Here is a 17608-nt window from a genome sequence, read left to right on the forward strand (position 1 = left end):
CGGTTGCCACCAGGGCGCCCGCCCGGCTTGCCGCCCGGATGTCCCCCCGGCTTGCCGCCGGGACGGTTGCCGCGCGGGCGATCGCCGTACGGGTTGAAGCCACCCGGATTGGCGTGGTCCGACGGGAAGCTCGGCGCATTACCCGGATGGCCATAGGGCTTGGCGGCGCGTTGCGGCCGGCCCTGCGACTGGCCGCCACCGGGGCCACGACGCTCGCCGCCGAAGCCGCCTTGTCCCTCGCCACCGTAGCCGCCGTCGGCACCACCGCGACCGCCAGCGCCACTGCGTCCACCGGGGCCGCTGCGCGCGCCGCCGGGCTTGCCAGGCTTGTTGCCCCACGGCTTGCCCGGGCCGCGCTGCTCGGGGTTGCGGTGGCCGCTAGGACCGGTATCCACGCCCTCGGGCACGTACCACGTACGGAACGCGGCGGGACTGCCCTCGGGCAGCTTCGGACCCTTTTCCTTGCGCTGCTTGAACGGCTTGTGCGACGCCTTGGCCGCCATTTCGCCACTGACGGTCAGGCCGCCGTGGGGCTTCTTGCCACCGCGACCGCCGCGACGGTCGTCGCGCACGTGGTCGAAACGGCGCAGTTCACGACCCTCATCGGCGGTGTTGTGGCCGCCCACATAGCCGTGGGTGCGCTCGCCGCCGAAGTGGATGGTCGACTTGGCCGCCTTGCGCTGGCCGATCACCGGCTGCAGCGTCAGGGCCGAAGGCGTCCCATCTTCGAGGCCGAGCTTGGTGCGCAGGGCTTCGACGCGATCGGCCGGCAGCTCCTGCGACTGGCCACGCAGCAGCGGCTGCGGCAGGGTCACGTCACCGTAGCGGATGCGCTTCAGGCGGCTCACCTGGCAGCCCTGAGACTCCCACAGGCGGCGCACTTCGCGGTTGCGGCCTTCCTTCACCACCACGCGGAACCAGTCGTGCGAGTCGGTGCCACCAATGGCCTCGATCTCGTCGAACTTGGCCGGGCCGTCGTCCAGGGCCACGCCGCGACGCAGGCGGTCGACGATGTTTTCCGGCACGTTCTCCATGCCTTCCGGCGCGCGCACGCGGCAGACGTACTCGCGCTCGACTTCGAACGACGGGTGCATCAGCGCGTTGGCCAGCTCGCCGTCGGTGGTGAGCAGCAGCAGGCCGGTGGTGTTGATGTCGAGGCGGCCGATGGCGATCCAGCGCGCTCCCTTCAGCGCGGGCAGGGCCTCGAACACGGTGGGGCGACCCTCGGGGTCTTCACGCGTGGTCACTTCGCCTTCGGGCTTGTTGTACATCAGCACGCGCGACGGATCGGTCAGCGCGCTGGCGACGAACTGACGTCCGTCGATCTCGATCTTGTCGCCGCTGGTGATGCTCTGGCCCACCTGCGCGGTCTCGCCATTGACCTTGATCAGGCCGTCGGCGATGCGTTGCTCCAGTGCGCGGCGCGAGCCAAGGCCGGCCTGCGCCAGCACCTTGTGCAGGCGTTCTTCGAGCTTGGGGGCGGCGGTCTCAGCCGAGGCTTCGGTGCCGCGCTTGAGCGTGAGCTTGCGGCTCTTCTCTTCAGTCATTTTTCATTTGCTCCGGCTCGTCCTCGTCAGAGGCGGCCTGTACTTCGGGAACGGTCGTCGTCGCGACGGCGTTGTCTTGCTCGTGATCGTTCTCGTCCGCCGCGCGCTCGCCCGGCGCGGCTTCGGGGGTGCCCATGGGGGCGGTGTCTTGCGGGGTGTTGCTGTCGCTGGCGTCCTGGTCGAGGCCTCCGTCGGCATCCTCCAAGTCGGCAGCAGTGGAATTAATGGCGTCGGTTGCGTCGATGTCGTCCTGCGCGCCTTCCTGGTTCTCGACGGGCGCCGTGTCATCGCCCTCGTTGTCGCCCTTGCCGATGGCGGCCGTGGGTAGCGGTGCGTCACCCAATGCCAGCTGCGGCTCCAGCTCGCCGATATCCTTGATTTCCGACAGCGGCGGCAGCTCGTCCAGCCGCTTCAGGCCAAAGTAATCGAGGAAGGTCCTGGTGGTGCCGAACAACGCCGGCTTTCCCGGTACGTCGCGGTGGCCCACCACGCGGATCCACTCCCGTTCTTCCAACGCCTGGATGATGTTGCTGCTGACCGCCACGCCGCGGATCTGCTCGATCTCGCCGCGGGTGATCGGCTGCCGGTAGGCGATCAGGGCCAAGGTTTCCAGCGTCGCGCGGGTGTACTTGGTCTTGCGCTCGGTCCACATCCGCGCCACCCACGGGTGCACGTCGGCCTTGACCTGGTAGCGGAAGCCGGAAGCCAGCTCGACCAGCTCCACGCCGCGCTCGGCGCAGCCTTCCTGCAGGGTCTGGATCGCCTGCGCGATGCTGCCGCTCGGCGGCGGCTGGTCCTCGGGGAACAGCGTCTGCAACTGCGCCAGCGGCAGCGGCTGGTTGGCGGCCAGCAGGGCTGCTTCCACGATGCGGGTGATGAGGTGTTGGTCCATTCGCTCGTTTGCTATGGGGCGAGGTGGGCGGGTGCCCGACTCAGTTGTCCGGATCGTTGGCGGCCGGCTCGTCGTCGAACTCGCTGGACAGTTCCAGCGCATCCGGCGCGTCCTGGCCGATCACCAGCGACTTCACGTAGATCGGTTGCAGCGGTGCTTCCTGCACGATCTCCACCATCTGTTCCTTGGCCAGCGTCAGCATGCCGAGGAAGGTCACCACCACCCCGAGCTTGCCTTCCTCGGCGGTGAACAGCGACTCGAAACGATGGAAAGCGCCATCGCCCAACCGCTCCAGCAGCTCGGCCATGCGCTGGCGGACGCTGAGCGCATCGCGCTTGATCGCGTGTTGGGTGAACAACTCGGCGCGCTTGAGCACGTCGTGCAGGGCCAGCAGCATCTCCTTCAGGTCCACCGGCGGCGGCAGCTTCACCGCTGCACGGTCCGGCACGAAGGCCTGCGCCGGCGTGGTATCGCGATCCTGGCGGGGCAGGGCGTCGATGTCCTCGGCGGCCTTCTTGAAACGCTCGTACTCCTGCAGGCGACGGACCAGCTCGGCGCGCGGATCGTCCTCCTCGCCTTCCTCGGTGGCCGCACGTGGCAGCAGCATCCGCGACTTGATCTCGGCCAGCATGGCGGCCATGACCAGGTAGTCGGCGGCCAGCTCGAAGCGCATCTCGTGCATGGCCTGGATGTAGTCGACGTACTGGCGGGTGATGTCCGCCACCGGGATGTCGAGGATGTCCAGGTTCTGCCGGCGGATCAGGTACAGCAGCAGGTCCAGCGGGCCCTCGAAGGCCTCCAGGATGACCTCCAGCGCGTCCGGCGGGATGTACAGATCCTGCGGGATCTGCAGCACGGGTTGGCCATGCACCACCGCCAGCGGCATTTCCTGCTGCTGGGGGGCGCTGGTCTGGGCCGCCGGGGCGGCTACCGCTGGGGGCGTCTCAGCGTCCTGCCCGGGGGCGTCGGTCGCATCTGGCGCGTTTTCGTTGGTCATCAAGAGCGGGCCCCCTCGGGCCTGCGGCACTGCCAATGCATCGGAGTGGCGACCGGATCGGCCACCTGGGAAGGTGCTACGGACAGCAGAACGTCTTTGCCAAGGGCCCGACGGGTCCGGCTCGCGCGCCATCAGCAAGGCGGGCAACAGTCAGGAAGGCGTTGGGCATGGGCCGGGAACGGGGCGAACCGTGGTGGGGCACGGGTTTCGCGGGGGGCTGGCGCCGGAACCGCGAGCATCGCCGCCTGACGGCCTCAGGCGATTGCGACCAAGGGTACGGTGTTGGGGGTGGCGCTGTCCAGTCGGGCGGTTGGCGTGTGGCTGACTACAATTCAGCCTGGGCCCGCACGCGGCGGGCAACTTACGAACGAGGAGCCAGGCCGCATGTGGTACGTAATCGAAGGATATGATGGCGAAGACGTGCTGGCGCGCCGCCTGGCGGCCAGGCCCGATCACGTGGCGCGGCTGACGGCCTTGCGCGACACCGGCCGCCTGTTGCTGGCCGGCCCCTGTCCCACCATCGACGCCGAGGACCCGGGCCCGGCGGGGTTCACCGGCAGCTTGATCGTGGCCGAGTTTGAGTCGCTGGAAGCCGCCCGCGAGTGGGCGGACGCCGACCCGTACGTCGCTGCGGGGGTGTACACGCGAGTGGACGTGCGGCCGTTTCGCAAGGTGCTGCCGTGACCGCCGGGCCGCTGCCCCGTGAGGCGAAGGTGGCGGCGATCCGTGCGGCCATCGAGGCGGCCCTGCAGCCCGTGTCATTGGTCGTGGAGGATGAGAGCCACCTGCATGCCGGTCATGCCGGCGCGCGGGATGGGCGAGGGCACTTCCGGGTGGAGGTGGTCAGTGCGGCGTTTGAAGGCATGGGCTCGATTGCGCGGCATCGGGCGGTGTATGCGGCAGTCGGTGACTTGATGGTCACTGATATTCATGCGTTGGCGATTGTGGCCAAGGTGCCCGGAGAGGGTGGGTAGGCCCTTAACGGGCTTTGGGTGGCGCGGAACCCCACTCGCAGCTCAATACTGCTGCATGGCAAGACGCGTTTGTCAAAGCTTGGGATCTGACTGGTCAGGCGACCACTGCCAAAAGGTCGCGCCGTAGCTGCTGTCCGCGACCTCCGGGAACACATCGCCCTGCTTGAAGTGACTGCGGCTACTTGGCTTGGCGGGGGTAAGCCAGTAGCCGGATCGCGGCGCAAGCTTTCCGGCCGGAACGCGCGTGGGCATTATGTTGATGGGGCCGAGCCCTGCCTCCAGCGGGACAGTCTCTCCCGTTACGCGTTCGACGAGCACCCAATGTGTTGGCGCTTGCCCCACGTTCTGCATACGGACAGGGTCGTACCCTACGTTGGCCTCGTCCGCAGGCTCGCCTGCAATCAGGAACTGGGCGCAACTGTCGTCGATCTCGGGCAGGTAAATGCCGGTGCGGGGCACCCGCTCGCCGCTCATGACGGTGACCTCTGGGTTCAATCGGTACTTGGGCCAAGCGCCGACTACGGGAAGAGGGCCGCGTGAATCCGGGTCGTAGCGGGAGCTCAGTGTGCCGGAAAGCCAATACGCACCGGCAGTGCGCCAGATTGGGTCTGCATATCTGCCCGCCCTATACAGCAATTCGGAGTACTTATCGCTAGCGCCAGGCTCTACTTCGTCGAACCACGCATCGGAGAATTCGCGTTGGCCACGGATGTCGCCATTGATTCCGCCCTGGAAACCTTGATAACAGCTCCAGTCGCTGTGCGATCGCTTTATGTAGCCGTCGTACAAATAGGCCAACGTATCTTGAAAGTTCGGCAGCACGCGTTCGCCCCACACGATGTCAGGTTGTTCTGGAAGCGGTCGGCTTCGGTAATCGAGCGGAAGGTCATTCATGAAGCGGGCGAGGTAATCCGCGACATACTTGACCACGTCTTCCCATGCGTCGCGCGCCAGGCCGTAGTACTCCAAAGAGCTATAGCGCTCAAGGAGGAATATTTCTTGAGGGATAAGGGGCGTTGGCATGGCGTGTCACATCTCTTGCTTGATCGGCGCGTTGCGCTTGTCGATGTTGTTGGTCAGCTTTGGCAGCCCTAGGAACTGGTCGCTCTCGCCCACGAAGTCGGTATAGCCCCAGCCCGTCGGCTGGCGCTTGCCAATGTACTCGGGCAGCACTTGCCCAGGATCAAGCACGATCTGGCTGCCGCCGCCTTCCAGTACGTAATCGGTCCCCTTCATTGACTGGGTCGCCGCGGCGCCTTCCCAAACGCGCAGTCCCTCGCCGGGCGGCACGGTGTAGGTGACGTACTCGCCGTTGCGATTCCAGTGTCGCCATACGGCGAAGTAGCGGCGCCAGTCATCGCGGTTCTTCAGCTTTCGAAACTCCGATTCACGCATCCAGCAGATGCTGTTGTCGGCTGAGCTGGGATCCACCACCCGGTAGAGTCTTTCGCCCGGTGGAATGACTACAGGACGGGCGTCGTGGAAGGAGCTATACGCGCTTCTGGTGGCCTTGTTTGCGGAGGTATCGCTGATGTCTGGCCAAGAAATTCTACGTGGCGAATCGTCTAGCGGGGCGTAAGCGAGCCTCCTTGTCTTGTCCACCCAGGCTGGCCTGTTCAAGTCGAACTCGACGCGGTCCTGCGCCAGAGTAGGACGCACGTACTTGTGCGGATTGACCGCGTCAACGTTGGCTCGGTAAAGCACGTCCGCCTCGATGTCCAGGCGGCGCGCCAGCTTGTTGAGCCAGTGGGTCACTGGTGCGAGGAGCATGCCAATCCGGTTGTTCAACTGTCGCCGGATCGATACGACGGTCTCGAGGAGTCGGCCAGCGCGCGTCGCCATCGCCGTCGTACCCCACCGCCGGATCAGGTCGACGAAGTAGCGCAATGCGTCGAGGACCTTGTCGAAGGCGCGCCCAAGCTCGCCAACCGAGAGTTGGCTGGCCACTTCGCGGACCTTGCCTGCCAGCCACTTGTAAGGGCTGAGGATGCGGTTGGCCCGTAGGGCAGCCTTCACCGCAGGCGTTTGCAGGTATTGGTTGAGCTTGCCGATGCCTGCTTCGACGAAGGGCCGACTGGCGTTCCAGAAGTCGGCATCCAGCGCTGCCCTGCCGGCCCGGTGCACGGACTTTCGCCCGTAGGCGAACAGGATCTTGCAACCGCCCTTGGCCAGCGAGCCCAGAACCGGGAAGAGGCCAATCAAGGTAAGGATGAGCCCGATCCAAGCCCACTTGTTCGATGTGTCTTGATCAATCTTTCGGCAGTTGGCAACAACGTCGCGCACGTCGCAGATCTGATCCACGAATGGGATCATCGATATGACCGTGCCAGTGATTACCTGCGCGGTGCTCTGGTCCTCGGCGAAATCGCCTTGGATGACTTCCCAGATCCATTCCGCGGCGGCCGAAAGCTTCTTTCCTCCACTTTCGACCCAGTCGCCAGGGGCTGGGGTGACCCACGCCAGTGCGTTTTCCAGTTCGTCCCATTCCATGAGGTTGTCCTTAACCAAACTTCGAATGTGCAGCCCGCGTCAGTGCTCTGATCGGTTCCCAAGGGGCGTCGTCCTTCGGCTCGGGCAACTCGTACTCGACTTTCGTCGCCTTCGTGGGGACGCCATCGTGGCGGGCGTGACCGTCGTCATCGAGTGTTCCGGAAACCGTCTGGCCGCCTTCGAAGAAGATTTTGTAGGCCATGCCCGCGAATGCATCGTTATCCACGTCGCGGTGATCAATCTCTATCCAGTGGTCAAGTTTTTCTGTCGCATTGGGCAGCGATGTGATCGATGCTGCGCCACTTGCCGCTCCAAGGAACGGATTCTCAGTTGCCTTGACCGTGAAGTTTCCCGGACACGTAAACGTGATGTCGGTACCCCTCAGCGTGATCGCGCTTTGCCCCGCTTGCAGTACGATTTTCTCCTTCGCCAACACCTCGACCCGCTCGTCGGTCGCGGTGATCGTGACGGATTGATCTGCCAACAGTTCCAACGTCCCGGTATGCGCCTGCAAGCTGACTTGTCCATTGGCTGCGATTGCCCGCAACGGGCCCTGCTGGGCAAAGAACGCAACATGTCCACCGCTGACGCCGGCCAGCGTCTGACCCGCGGCGAGGTGCGCATCGTCCTGTGAGGTCAGATGCAGGTGACCGCCGGCATACGCCAGTGCGCTCTTCGGCGTGGCAATTGCGATGCGGTCCGGGCCTTCGGCAAGTATTGCTGCGGCGCCAAAGGGCTTGGGCGCGGCGCCCGCGCTGCCATTGTCAGGCGTCGACTCATCTGCGGTTGATTCCACCGTCTTGGTGAAGGCGCGCAGTGGGTCGTTGGCCTTCAATCCGGGTACATCATGGTGTCCCAGCGCCTCATCCAGCGCCTGCGCCGTCTGTTCGGCACCGAGCAGCTGGCTGATGGCCTCGGCGTCGTCCATCTGCGTGGAGGCGGCGTTGCTGCGCAGGGTGGTGGACAACAACACCCCTTGCCCAGCCCGCAGGTTGCCCCAGCCCAGCGTTGCCAGGTCGAAGCCTTGCCCGCGCAAACCACCGCGCTGCTCGTTGCCATGTTCGACCAGGTAGCCCAGTTCCAGCCGGGCATCGGCCAGCGTGGAATGCAGGCGCTGGCGCAACTGGCCCGGTGCGTCGTCCATCACCCACTGCTGCGTGCCGCCGCCGTCCAGCGACTGGCTGTGCAGGCCGCTCAAGGTGCCAATGTGGTTGGCCGTCGCGTCGTGCCCGGCAGCGAACGGTGGGGCGACGTCGCCGTTGTAGAGCTGACCGGTCACTATCGGCTGGTCGATGTCCGCGTGAAGGAATTCCACCAGCACTTCGCTGCCCACGCGGGGCAGGGTGTGGCTGCCCCAATTGGGGCCTGCCAGCCATTCGGCCACGCGCACCCAGGTGCCGCTGGTGTGGTCACCGGGGGCGTGGCCCTCGGGGAAGGCGCCGGAAGCGGCCTCGGTCAGCCCGCCTCGGTTCGGTGTGGCGCCGCGCTGCCACGCGAACTGGATGCGGACCTGGTGGTCACGGCTCGAAGTGATCGCAGCGTCTGGCAGGCCCACGACCATGGCGGTCTGGGCACCGGGCGCCAGGGGCTTCTGGCACGGCGTCGGTACGATCGGCACGCCTTCGGTGACGGTCAGGAGCCGGTTGCGGTAGCTGCCGCGTTCCATGTCGGGCGCATCGAGCAACGCCGCGATGCCGCTGCCAAGGTTGTTGCTGGCGGCGTGCTCCACCACCAGCGGGACGAACGACTGTCCCGACAGCTCCGGGTGCTGCAACAGGGTGAAGGCATGCCCCGGGGCCATGCCGCGCTCGCTGCCGCTTCCGGCTTGCAGAGTACGTGGCAGGCGCAGGGCATCCAGCAACAGGCGACCGGCCTGGTCAGCTTCGCCTCGATTGGCGAAACGTCCAGCGTGGCCAGCGTGGAAGACCTCGCGACTCGCAACGGCGCCAGCCGGGTCCGGCGCCTCCGTGGTCGCGGAGGTCGCTTCGACAGCGGAGGCGTCCCAACTGGCCACGGCGACCGCATCCGGTGCCAGACCGTGTGTTTCGGCAAAACGGCCGATGGCATCCATCGATTCGGTTGCGTCGATGCGGTGGTAACGCACGTTGGCGGGCTGGGCGCGTGGCGCGCTGGCCTCCGCATCGTGGATGACCAGCGTGTGGCTCTCGCCGGCGTGGTCGATGCGCCAGGCCAGCCCTCGTTCGGCCAACAGCCGGGTAACGAAATCCCAATCGCTTTCGCGGTACTGGGTCGTGATGGACCGCCGTGGCATCGTCTGCGTGACGTCCGCGCGCCAGCTGGCCTGTGGGTAATCGGCAAACACCCGCGTGACCACGCCCAACACGTCCAGGTCCTGGAATATCAGGGCGTTGGTGCGCAGCCGCAGCAGGGCGGTCCAAGGCTCCAGCGTCAGCCGGTAGCGCGCGAGCCCTCCGTCGCTGCCCAGGGCCGAGGTGTGCGTGATGAGTCCGTTCCATGCCCGCAGGGATCCATCGGCCCGGCGCAGGCGCAGCGTGGCCGGTTGCCCCAACACCCCGGCGAGCGGGGCAAAAGCGGTAGGCGACAGGCAGTCGATCTCGAAACGGAACCCCTCGCATACGGCTTCGCGGCCTTCGAACCGCTCTGGCACGAAGACGTCGGGCAAGGCGCAGTCAAGTTCGATGAGGCGGGCGTCCTGCGAAAGCAGTTTGCCCAAGGCAATGGCAGCAGCGTCCTGCGCCGCGTCGATCCAATCCATGGCGATGTCAACCCAAGTCCGTTTGGTGGTGCATGACCGCGGACCAGTCCGCCGCAGTACGGGCGGGAGCATAGCATTGGCTGACAGGGGCCGTGGAACATCCAGCGTGCTTGGTGCAGGTCGGTACGCGACGGCTATACTCACCTGTGGTCAAGCGCGGTCCGCTCAGGCGGATTCAGGCAAATCAATGGCTTGTGGCGCGAACCTCATCTCGTTTTGACATCAATGGCAGCGCCCCTGCGCTGCGCCAGGGGCCTCCTCGACGCATGCGTCTGTCCACCATCAAGCTCTCCGGTTTCAAGTCCTTCGTCGATCCCACGACGCTGCACCTGCCCACCAACATGACCGGCGTGGTCGGCCCCAACGGCTGCGGCAAGTCCAACATCATCGACGCCGTGCGCTGGGTGATGGGCGAAAGCTCGGCCAGCCGCCTGCGCGGCGACTCGTTGACCGACGTGATCTTTGCGGGCTCCTCGGCGCGCAAACCGGTGTCGCAGGCCATGGTCGAGCTGATCTTCGACAACACCGACCACACCATCACCGGCGAATACGCGGCCTACAACGAGATCTCGGTCAAGCGCATGGTCAGCCGCGACGGCCAGAGCAGCTATTACCTCAACGGCGCCAAGTGCCGGCGCCGCGACATCACCGACCTGTTCCTCGGCACCGGCCTGGGCCCGCGCAGTTACTCGATCATCGAGCAGGGCATGATCAGCCAGATCATCGAGGCGCGGCCGGAAGACCTGCGTGTGTACCTCGAAGAGGCCGCCGGCATCTCCAAGTACAAGGAGCGGCGCAAGGAGACCGAGACCCGCATCCGCCATACGCGCGAGAACCTCGATCGCCTCAACGACCTGCGCGAAGAGGTCGGCAAGCAACTGGAGCACCTCAAGCGCCAGGCGCGGCAGGCCGAGCAGTACCAGGCGATCCAGGCCGAGCGCAAGGTCAAGGATGCGGAGTGGAAGGCGCTGGAACACCGCGGTCTGGACCAGAAGTTGCAGACCGCCCGCGAGAAGCTCAGCCAGCAGGAAACGCGCCTGCAGCAGCTGATCGCCGAGCAGCGCGAGGCCGAGCGCGAGATCGAGCAGGGTCGGGTCAAGCGCGAGGAGGCCGCGGAGCAGCTCAACAGGGCGCAGGCCGGCAGCTATGAAGTCAGCGGTGCGCTGGCGCGTATCGAGCAGCAGATCCAGCATCAGCGCGAGCTGTCGCAGCGCCTGCTGCGCGCTCGCGACGAAGCGCAGAGCCAATTGGCCGAGATCGCTGCGCACATGGGCAGCGACCAGTCGCGGCTGGACGTGTTGCGGGCGGCCATCGAGCAGGACGAACCTCGACTCGAGCAACTACAGGCTGAAGATGAAGCCCGCCAGGATGCACTGCGCGAGGCCGAGACCCGCTTGCACGATTGGCAACAGCGCTGGGATGAGCACACCCGCTTCCAGTCCGAGGCCGCACGCGCCGCGGACGTGGAGCGCACGCGCATCGAGCATCTGGACCGCCAGGTGCTGGACGCCGACCGCCGTCGTGAGTCGCTGGGCAGCGAACGGGTGGGCCTGGACGTCACGGCGCTGACGGAAGCCTTCGAGGCGTTGAGCGAGGAGCATGAGCTCAAGAAAGCCTCGTTGGACAACCTCACCGACGAGCTGGAAACGCGCAAGCGCACCGTCTCCGAGATGCAGGAGCAGCAACGCGGCACGCAATCCGAGCTGGCCGAGGTGCGCAAGAGCGCGCAGGCCGCACGTGGCCGCCTGTCATCGCTGGAAACGCTGCAGCACGCCGCGCTGGGCCAGGAACAGGGCGCGGCGCTGGCGTGGTTGAAGGCGCGCGGACTTGATTCCGCTTCGCGCGTCGGCGAGAAGCTGGTAGTCGAGCCGGGTTGGGAAAACGCCGTCGAAAGCGCCCTCGGCCAGTTGATCGAAGGCGTGCTGGTGGAGTCGCCTGAGACGCTGGTCGACGCCATCGGCGAGTTGGGCGATGGCCGCCTCGCGCTGGTCGACCCGCACAACGACGCCGTGGCATTCGCCCCGACTTCGCTGGCGTCGAAGGTGCAGGGGCCGATCGCCATCCGCCGCATCCTTTCCAAGCTGCATGCCGCGGAAGACCTGCAGTCGGCACGCGCGCTGCTGCCGGGCTTGGGCGACGGCGAGTCGGTCATCACCCGCAACGGCGAGCGCCTCGGTGCCGGCTGGGTCCGCGTGCTGCGTTCTGGTGCGGCCAAGCAGGGCGCCCTGCTTCGCGAGCGCGAGATCCAGTCTTTGCGCGCCGAGATCGATACCCTGCAGGAGCGCGAGCGCACGCTGGAAGCCACCCTGACCCAGTTGCGCGACCGCCTGCTGGCCAGTGAGCAGCAGCGCGAGGACGCGCAGCGGACGTTGTACATGGCGCACCGCAGCGTGTCCGAGCTGGCCGGCCAGTTGCAGAGCCAGCAGGGCCGCCTCGACACCGCGCGCAACCGCATCGAGAAGATCGAGGCGGAGCTGGCTCAGCTGGCCGAAACGCTCGAGACGGCGCGGGAGCAGGCCCGCGAGGCCCGCACCCGCCAGGAAGAGGCGGTCATGCGCATGGGCGAGCTGGAAGATGCCCGCCAGACGCTGGAGGCCGAACGCCGCAACCTCAGCGAAGCCCGCGACCAAGCCCGTGCGATGGCCCGTGAATCCCGCGACACTGCCCACGCACTGGCGCTGACGCTGGAATCCCAGCGCGCCCAGATCGTGGGGCTTGCCCAGGCGCTGGACCGCATGGGCGGCCAGCGAGGCCAGCTTGACAGCCGACTTGAGGAGCTGGTGACCCAACTGTCCGACGGTGACTCGCCGGTGCTGGAGCTGGAAGAGCAACGCCAGGTCGCATTGGAACGCCGCGTCTCCGCCGAGCAGGAGCTGACGCAGGCCCGCACCACCCTTGATGGCATTGACCACGACCTGCGCCGCTTCGAGCAGACCCGCCAGCAGCGCGATGAGCAGGCCCTGCAGCAGCGCGAGGCCATCGGCCAGCGCCGCCTCGACCAGCAGGCATTGATCCTGAAGGCGGAGACCCTGGTCGCCGCCATCACCGAAGCCGGCTTCGTGCTCGACGACCTGGTCAACACCTTGACCGACGACATGGACGCCGAGACCTGGGGCCGGACCGTCAGCGAGCTGGACGCCAAACTGCGGCGCCTGGAGCCGGTCAACCTGGCCGCCATCCAGGAGCACGCCGAAGCCGCGCAGCGCAAGGAATACCTTGATTCGCAGCACACCGACCTGACCACGGCGCTGGAGACCCTGGAAGAGGCGATCCGCAAGATCGACCGCGAGACCCGTGGCCGTTTCAAGGACACCTTCGACCGCGTCAACAGCGGCGTGCAGGAACTGTACCCGCGCCTGTTCGGCGGCGGCCATGCCTACCTGGAACTCACCGGCGAGGACCTGCTCGACACCGGCGTGGCGATCATGGCGCGACCGCCCGGCAAGCGCGTGTCCAACATCTCGCTGCTCTCGGGTGGCGAGAAGGCCATGACCGCGGTGGCACTGGTGTTCGCCATCTTCCGGCTCAACCCGGCGCCGTTCTGCCTGCTGGACGAGGTGGACGCACCTCTGGACGAGGCCAACGTCGGCCGCCTCGCGCAGATGGTCAGCGAAATGAGCGAGCAGGTGCAGTTCCTCTTCGTCACCCACAACAAGGCGACGATGGAGGCCGCACACCAGCTCTCCGGCGTGACCATGCGCGAACCTGGCGTGAGCCGCCTGGTATCGGTCGACCTGGCCGAAGCCACGCGACTGGCCGGCGTGGCCTGATTTCCCGCCATTGCCGTAAGATTCCTGCCTGACGGAAAACGGAGTTGCTGATGTCGGACATGACCCTGCTGCGGGTAGGCATCCTGGTCGCGGGACTGATCCTGATCGCCGCCATCTTCTGGTTCGGTCGGCCGCGGAAGCCGGGGCAGGGCAAGCGCCTTCCCCGCAACGCCGCGCCGAAGGACGCGGACAGTGGACGGCTGGAGCCGACGCTCGGCGAGCAGATTGAGGCAGCCCTGGCCGATGGCGGGACCCGCGGTGGCGAGGCCACCACGCAGGCGGAGCTCGATCTGTTCGAGCGCACGCTGGAAGGCAGCACAGGCGTGCCGACTACCGAGTTGGGCAAGCGATCCAGCGAGGATTTCGACAAGATCGTGACCGTCTACCTCGCGGCACGCGCCGGGAATGTCCTCAACGGTTCCGACATCGTGGTCGCCGCCGAGAAGGCCGGGCTGGTGTACGGCTACCTGGGCGTATTCCACCGGTTGGTGGAGCGCCGCCCGGAGCAGGGGCCCGTTTTCAGCATGGCCAACATCAAGACGCCCGGCAGCTTTGACATGAGCGCGATCCAGTCGCTGGAGACGCCGGCGGTGGCCTTTTTCCTGACGCTGCCGGCGCCCGTGCCAGCGCTGGAGGCCTGGGACACCATGCTGCCGACCGTGCAGCGGATGGCCGAACTGCTCGACGGCGTAGTGCTGGACGACCAGCGCAACGCCCTGGGGCGCCAGCGGATCGCGCACATCCGCGACGAACTGCGCGCCTATGACCGGCAGCGCGAAGCTCCGCCGTTGACCAAGCCCGGTCGCTGGTAAACCGACGGCCCCACGCCGATGAGTGACAACGCCGCCCGCATTGCCGAGCTTCGCAAGCGGCTCGAGGATGCCAATTACCGCTACTACGTGCTCGACGATCCGTCCATTGCGGACGCCGAGTACGACCGCCTGCTGCGCGAGCTGGAGTCGCTTGAAGCGGCGCATCCAGACCTGCGGTCGCCGGACTCGCCAACGCAGCGCGTGGGCACCGCGCCCTCGGGCACGTTCGCCGAGGTCCGCCACGCCATCCCGATGCTGTCATTGGGCAACGCGTTCAGCGACCAGGAAGTGCGGGACTTCGTCGGTCGCATCGAGGAACGCCTGGATCGCCGCGAACCACGGTTCTCCGTGGAGCCCAAACTGGATGGACTGGCGATCAGCCTGCGCTACGAACAGGGTCGTTTCGTGCAAGGCGCCACGCGTGGCGACGGTGCTACCGGCGAGGACGTCACGGCAAACCTGCGCACGGTAAAGGCGATTCCCTTGCATCTGCGCGGCGGGGACTGGCCCGACGAGCTGGAAGTGCGCGGCGAAGTGTACATGCCGCTCGAGGCCTTCCGCGGCTACAACGAGCGCGCGCTCAAGGACGGTGGCAAGGTGCTGGCCAACCCGCGCAACGGTGCCGCAGGTTCGCTGCGCCAACTGGACCCACGCATCACCGCGCAGCGGCCCTTGGCGTTCTATGCCTACGGCGTCGGCGTGGTGGAGGGCATCGAGCTGCCATCCACGCATTCGCAGACCTTGGCCTTGCTGAAACAGTGGGGGTTCCCGGTCAGCGCCGAAAGCAACGTCGTGGCCGGTGCCGAAGGCCTGTTGGGCTACTACCGCGCCATGGGCGACAAGCGTGACCGCCTGCCATTCGACATCGACGGCGTGGTCTACAAGCTGGACGACTACGAGGGCCAGCGCGAGATGGGCTTCGTGTCGCGTGCACCCCGCTGGGCCATCGCGCACAAGTTCCCGGCCCAGGAACAACAGACCAGGCTGGTGGGTATCGACATCCAGATCGGTCGCACCGGTGCGGCGACGCCCGTGGCGCGGCTGGAGCCCGTGCAGGTTGCGGGCGTGGTGGTAACCAACGCGACGCTGCACAACGCCGACCAGATCGCGCGCCTGGACGTGCGCCTGGGCGACACCGTGATCGTGCGACGCGCCGGCGATGTGATTCCTGAAATCGTGCGCGTCGTGCCCGAAGGTCGTGCCGCCGATGCAGCCGTCTGGCAGATGCCCACGCAGTGTCCCGTGTGCGGCTCGGAGATCGTGCGCGAGGAAGGCGAGGCGGTTTGGCGCTGCTCCGGCGAACTGTCGTGCGCGGCGCAGCGAAACGAAGCCATCCGCCACTTCGCCTCCCGCCGCGCAATGGACATCGAGGGCCTCGGCGAGCGCTTCATCGAGGACCTCGGCGCTCTGGGTTACGTCACGTCGGTGGCCGACCTCTACCGGCTGACGCTCGATGACCTGCTGGAGATGAAGCGCCGCGCAGACGAGCGTGATGGCACCACGCCCGAGACCGCCAAGGCGGGGAAAGTGGCCAGCAAGTGGGCCGAGAACCTCATCGCCGCCATCGACCGCAGCCGCGACACCACGCTGGAGCGATTCCTTTTTGCCTTGGGCATCGAACACGTTGGCGAGAGCACCGCGAAGGCGCTGGCACACTGGTTCGGCGACCTGTCGCTGATCCGTCGCCTGCCGTGGCCGCTGTTCAAGCGCGTGCCCGACGTCGGCGGCGAAGTGGCGCGCGCCATCGGCCATTTCCTCGACCAGCCCGGCAACCAGCGCGTCATCGACGAATTGCTTGCGGGTGGGGTAGTGCTGCGCGACCAGCATGCACCGTCGCCCAAACTGCATGGCGCGCTCGGATTTGCCACGCTGCTGGTCGACCTGGAGATCCCGAAGATCACAAAGGTTCGTGCCGAACAGTTGGCGGCTGCCTTCAGCACCGCCACCGCGCTGCTTGACGCGCCACAGCACCACTTCGTGAGCGCGGGACTTCCAGCCGAAACTGCCAAGGCCCTGGCCGATTGGCTGGCCGACGATCGACATGCGCAATTGCTGTCGACGGCCGATGCCGCGCGGCAGGCGCTGAGCGCCATCACCCCGGCTGCCGTTACCGGCGGGGCGGGGGTTCTGGATGGACAGACCGCGGTACTGACCGGAACCCTCACGGCGCTCACGCGCGACGAGGCCAAGGCGCGGCTGGAGACGCTGGGTGCGAAGGTCGCGGGCAGTGTGTCGAAGAAGACCTCGTTCGTAGTGGCTGGCGAAGCGGCCGGTTCCAAACTGGACAAGGCGCAGGAGCTCGGCGTGGAGATCTGGGACGAAGCGCGCCTGCTGCAATTCCTCGCCGAGCACGGCGTGGCCCCATGAGCGACTGGCGACCGTCCGCCAGTTTCGAGGCCCTGCGGCTTCGCGCGGCGGTCAACGCGACCTTGCGCGCCTACCTTGACCAGCGTGGCGTGGTGGAAGTGGAAACGCCGGTGATGTCGGTCGCCGGCAATACCGAGCCCAATATCGCTTCCTTCTCGCTGGCGTTCACCGGCCGCACCGACGGCGGTCCACGCACGCGTTGGCTGCGCACGTCTCCGGAATATCCGCTCAAGCGCCTGCTCGCGGCCGGCTTTGGTGACTGTTACGAACTCGGCCGCGTCTTCCGCGACGGCGAAGCGGGCGGCCGCCACAACCCCGAGTTCACCATGCTGGAGTGGTACCGCGTGGGATGGGACCACCATCGGTTGGTCGATGAGGTGGCCGATCTGGTCAATGCCGCGTTGGCGCTGGTCGGGCGCCGCGCTGGACTGGTGCGCACGACCTACCGCGACCTCTACCGCGAGCGGCTGGGTGTGGACCCGATGACCGCGACGACGGAGGAGTTGCAGGCGGCCATGGGCGCCGTGGCCATCGATCCGGCGGGCTTGACCCGCGACGACTGGCTCGACCTGCTCATGACCCACCGGCTGCAGCCGGACTTCGCCCCGGACACGATGCTGGCGGTGGTGGATTATCCCGCCACGCAATGCGCTCTGGCCCGCATACGGCCGGGCGACGCCGCCACCGACACCTATCCGGTGGCCGAACGCTTCGAGCTGTACCTCGGGTCGTTGGAGCTTGCCAATGGCTATCACGAACTGGCGGACCCGGCGGAGCAGGGTGCACGTTTCGAGCGTGATGCTGCAGTGCGACATTCGCGGGGCGATGCCGTGCCTCCGCGCGATGAACGCCTGCTGGACTCACTCCAGGCACTCCCGGATTGCGCGGGTGTCGCGCTGGGCGTGGACCGGCTGATGATGTCGCTGCTGCGGACCCCACGCATAGCCGACGTGCTTGCTTTCGACTTCTTTCGCGCCTGAATGCAGCCAGCTATGTGAACGAGGGCTGATGGCCGTCCCGAA

Annotated in this window: 12 protein-coding genes; 6 read left to right on the plus strand and 6 right to left on the minus strand. The window is 66.7% G+C overall.

Translation table 11 applies throughout. The features are described from left to right. The 3 genes from N800_RS06260 to N800_RS06270 all read right to left on the minus strand — a co-directional run. Positions 1–1547: pseudouridine synthase (locus tag N800_RS06260; RefSeq protein WP_036136074.1), on the minus strand; the 1547-nt coding region annotated here is incomplete at its 3' end. Continuing rightward, the gene (scpB, locus tag N800_RS06265; protein WP_036136075.1) at positions 1540–2439 is read right to left on the minus strand and encodes an SMC-Scp complex subunit ScpB; all 900 of its coding nucleotides are present in this window, start codon (positions 2437–2439) and stop codon (positions 1540–1542) included. The genes N800_RS06260 and scpB, both read right to left, overlap by 8 nt. Before the next feature lie 40 nt (positions 2440–2479). Continuing rightward, entirely contained in the window at positions 2480–3436 is a 957-nt protein-coding gene (locus N800_RS06270; RefSeq protein WP_036136078.1) for a segregation and condensation protein A, read from the minus strand. Between the two features lie 384 nt (positions 3437–3820). On the opposite strand from N800_RS06270, the gene N800_RS06275 reads away from it, so the two are divergent. Beyond that, entirely contained in the window at positions 3821–4120 is a 300-nt protein-coding gene (locus tag N800_RS06275) for a YciI family protein (RefSeq protein ID WP_036136080.1), read from the plus strand. After that, positions 4117–4410: a BolA family protein gene (locus N800_RS06280; RefSeq protein ID WP_232227553.1), complete on the plus strand. Its 294-nt coding sequence runs from the start codon at positions 4117–4119 to the stop codon at positions 4408–4410. The genes N800_RS06275 and N800_RS06280 overlap by 4 nt, the downstream gene beginning before the upstream one ends. A gap of 72 nt (positions 4411–4482) precedes the next feature. Here N800_RS06280 and N800_RS06285 read toward each other — a convergent pair whose 3' ends face one another. The 3 genes from N800_RS06285 to N800_RS06295 are packed head-to-tail and all read right to left on the minus strand — an operon-like array spanning position 4483 to position 9637. Beyond that, positions 4483–5433 carry a hypothetical protein gene (locus tag N800_RS06285; RefSeq protein ID WP_036136083.1) on the minus strand — a complete coding sequence of 317 codons (951 nt, stop codon included), beginning with the start codon at positions 5431–5433 and terminating at the stop codon, positions 4483–4485. A gap of 6 nt (positions 5434–5439) precedes the next feature. Then, positions 5440–6900 (minus strand): hypothetical protein, encoded by a 1461-nt coding sequence (locus N800_RS06290; protein WP_036136085.1) that lies wholly within the window; start codon positions 6898–6900, stop codon positions 5440–5442. A 10-nt stretch (positions 6901–6910) separates the two neighbouring features. Continuing rightward, on the minus strand, positions 6911–9637 hold the full coding sequence (locus N800_RS06295) for a type VI secretion system Vgr family protein (RefSeq protein WP_084087288.1): 2727 nt from the start codon (positions 9635–9637) through the stop codon (positions 6911–6913). Between the two features lie 266 nt (positions 9638–9903). Between N800_RS06295 and smc the strand changes: the two genes are divergently transcribed. Genes smc through epmA form a run of 4 tightly spaced genes read left to right on the plus strand, consistent with a single transcriptional unit; the run spans position 9904 to position 17566 of the window. After that, entirely contained in the window at positions 9904–13407 is a 3504-nt protein-coding gene (gene smc, locus N800_RS06300) for a chromosome segregation protein SMC (RefSeq protein WP_036136088.1), read from the plus strand. Between the two features lie 50 nt (positions 13408–13457). After that, positions 13458–14219, plus strand: a complete 762-nt coding sequence (gene zipA / locus N800_RS06305) for a cell division protein ZipA (protein WP_036136091.1) — start codon at positions 13458–13460, stop codon at positions 14217–14219. 18 nt (positions 14220–14237) lie between these two features. Beyond that, positions 14238–16586, plus strand: a complete 2349-nt coding sequence (ligA, locus tag N800_RS06310; RefSeq protein ID WP_036136093.1) for an NAD-dependent DNA ligase LigA — start codon at positions 14238–14240, stop codon at positions 16584–16586. Continuing rightward, positions 16583–17566 (plus strand): EF-P lysine aminoacylase EpmA, encoded by a 984-nt coding sequence (gene epmA, locus N800_RS06315; protein ID WP_036136096.1) that lies wholly within the window; start codon positions 16583–16585, stop codon positions 17564–17566. The genes ligA and epmA overlap by 4 nt, the downstream gene beginning before the upstream one ends. Positions 17567–17608 lie beyond the last annotated feature (42 nt).

This window comes from Lysobacter daejeonensis GH1-9, assembly GCF_000768355.1.
Classification (GTDB): domain Bacteria; phylum Pseudomonadota; class Gammaproteobacteria; order Xanthomonadales; family Xanthomonadaceae; genus Aerolutibacter; species Aerolutibacter daejeonensis.

What these genes read in the sequence shown, in the direction of transcription:
- smc (WP_036136088.1), top strand. Translation starts at nt 9,904, where the DNA reads ATGCGTCTGTCCACCATCAAGCTCTCCGGTTTCAAGTCCTTCGTCGAT.
- N800_RS06270 (WP_036136078.1), bottom strand. Translation starts at nt 3,436, where the DNA reads ATGACCAACGAAAACGCGCCAGATGCGACCGACGCCCCCGGGCAGGAC.
- N800_RS06275 (WP_036136080.1), top strand. Translation starts at nt 3,821, where the DNA reads ATGTGGTACGTAATCGAAGGATATGATGGCGAAGACGTGCTGGCGCGC.
- N800_RS06290 (WP_036136085.1), bottom strand. Translation starts at nt 6,900, where the DNA reads ATGGAATGGGACGAACTGGAAAACGCACTGGCGTGGGTCACCCCAGCC.
- N800_RS06285 (WP_036136083.1), bottom strand. Translation starts at nt 5,433, where the DNA reads ATGCCAACGCCCCTTATCCCTCAAGAAATATTCCTCCTTGAGCGCTAT.
- scpB (WP_036136075.1), bottom strand. Translation starts at nt 2,439, where the DNA reads ATGGACCAACACCTCATCACCCGCATCGTGGAAGCAGCCCTGCTGGCC.
- epmA (WP_036136096.1), top strand. Translation starts at nt 16,583, where the DNA reads ATGAGCGACTGGCGACCGTCCGCCAGTTTCGAGGCCCTGCGGCTTCGC.
- zipA (WP_036136091.1), top strand. Translation starts at nt 13,458, where the DNA reads ATGTCGGACATGACCCTGCTGCGGGTAGGCATCCTGGTCGCGGGACTG.
- ligA (WP_036136093.1), top strand. Translation starts at nt 14,238, where the DNA reads ATGAGTGACAACGCCGCCCGCATTGCCGAGCTTCGCAAGCGGCTCGAG.
- N800_RS06295 (WP_084087288.1), bottom strand. Translation starts at nt 9,637, where the DNA reads ATGGATTGGATCGACGCGGCGCAGGACGCTGCTGCCATTGCCTTGGGC.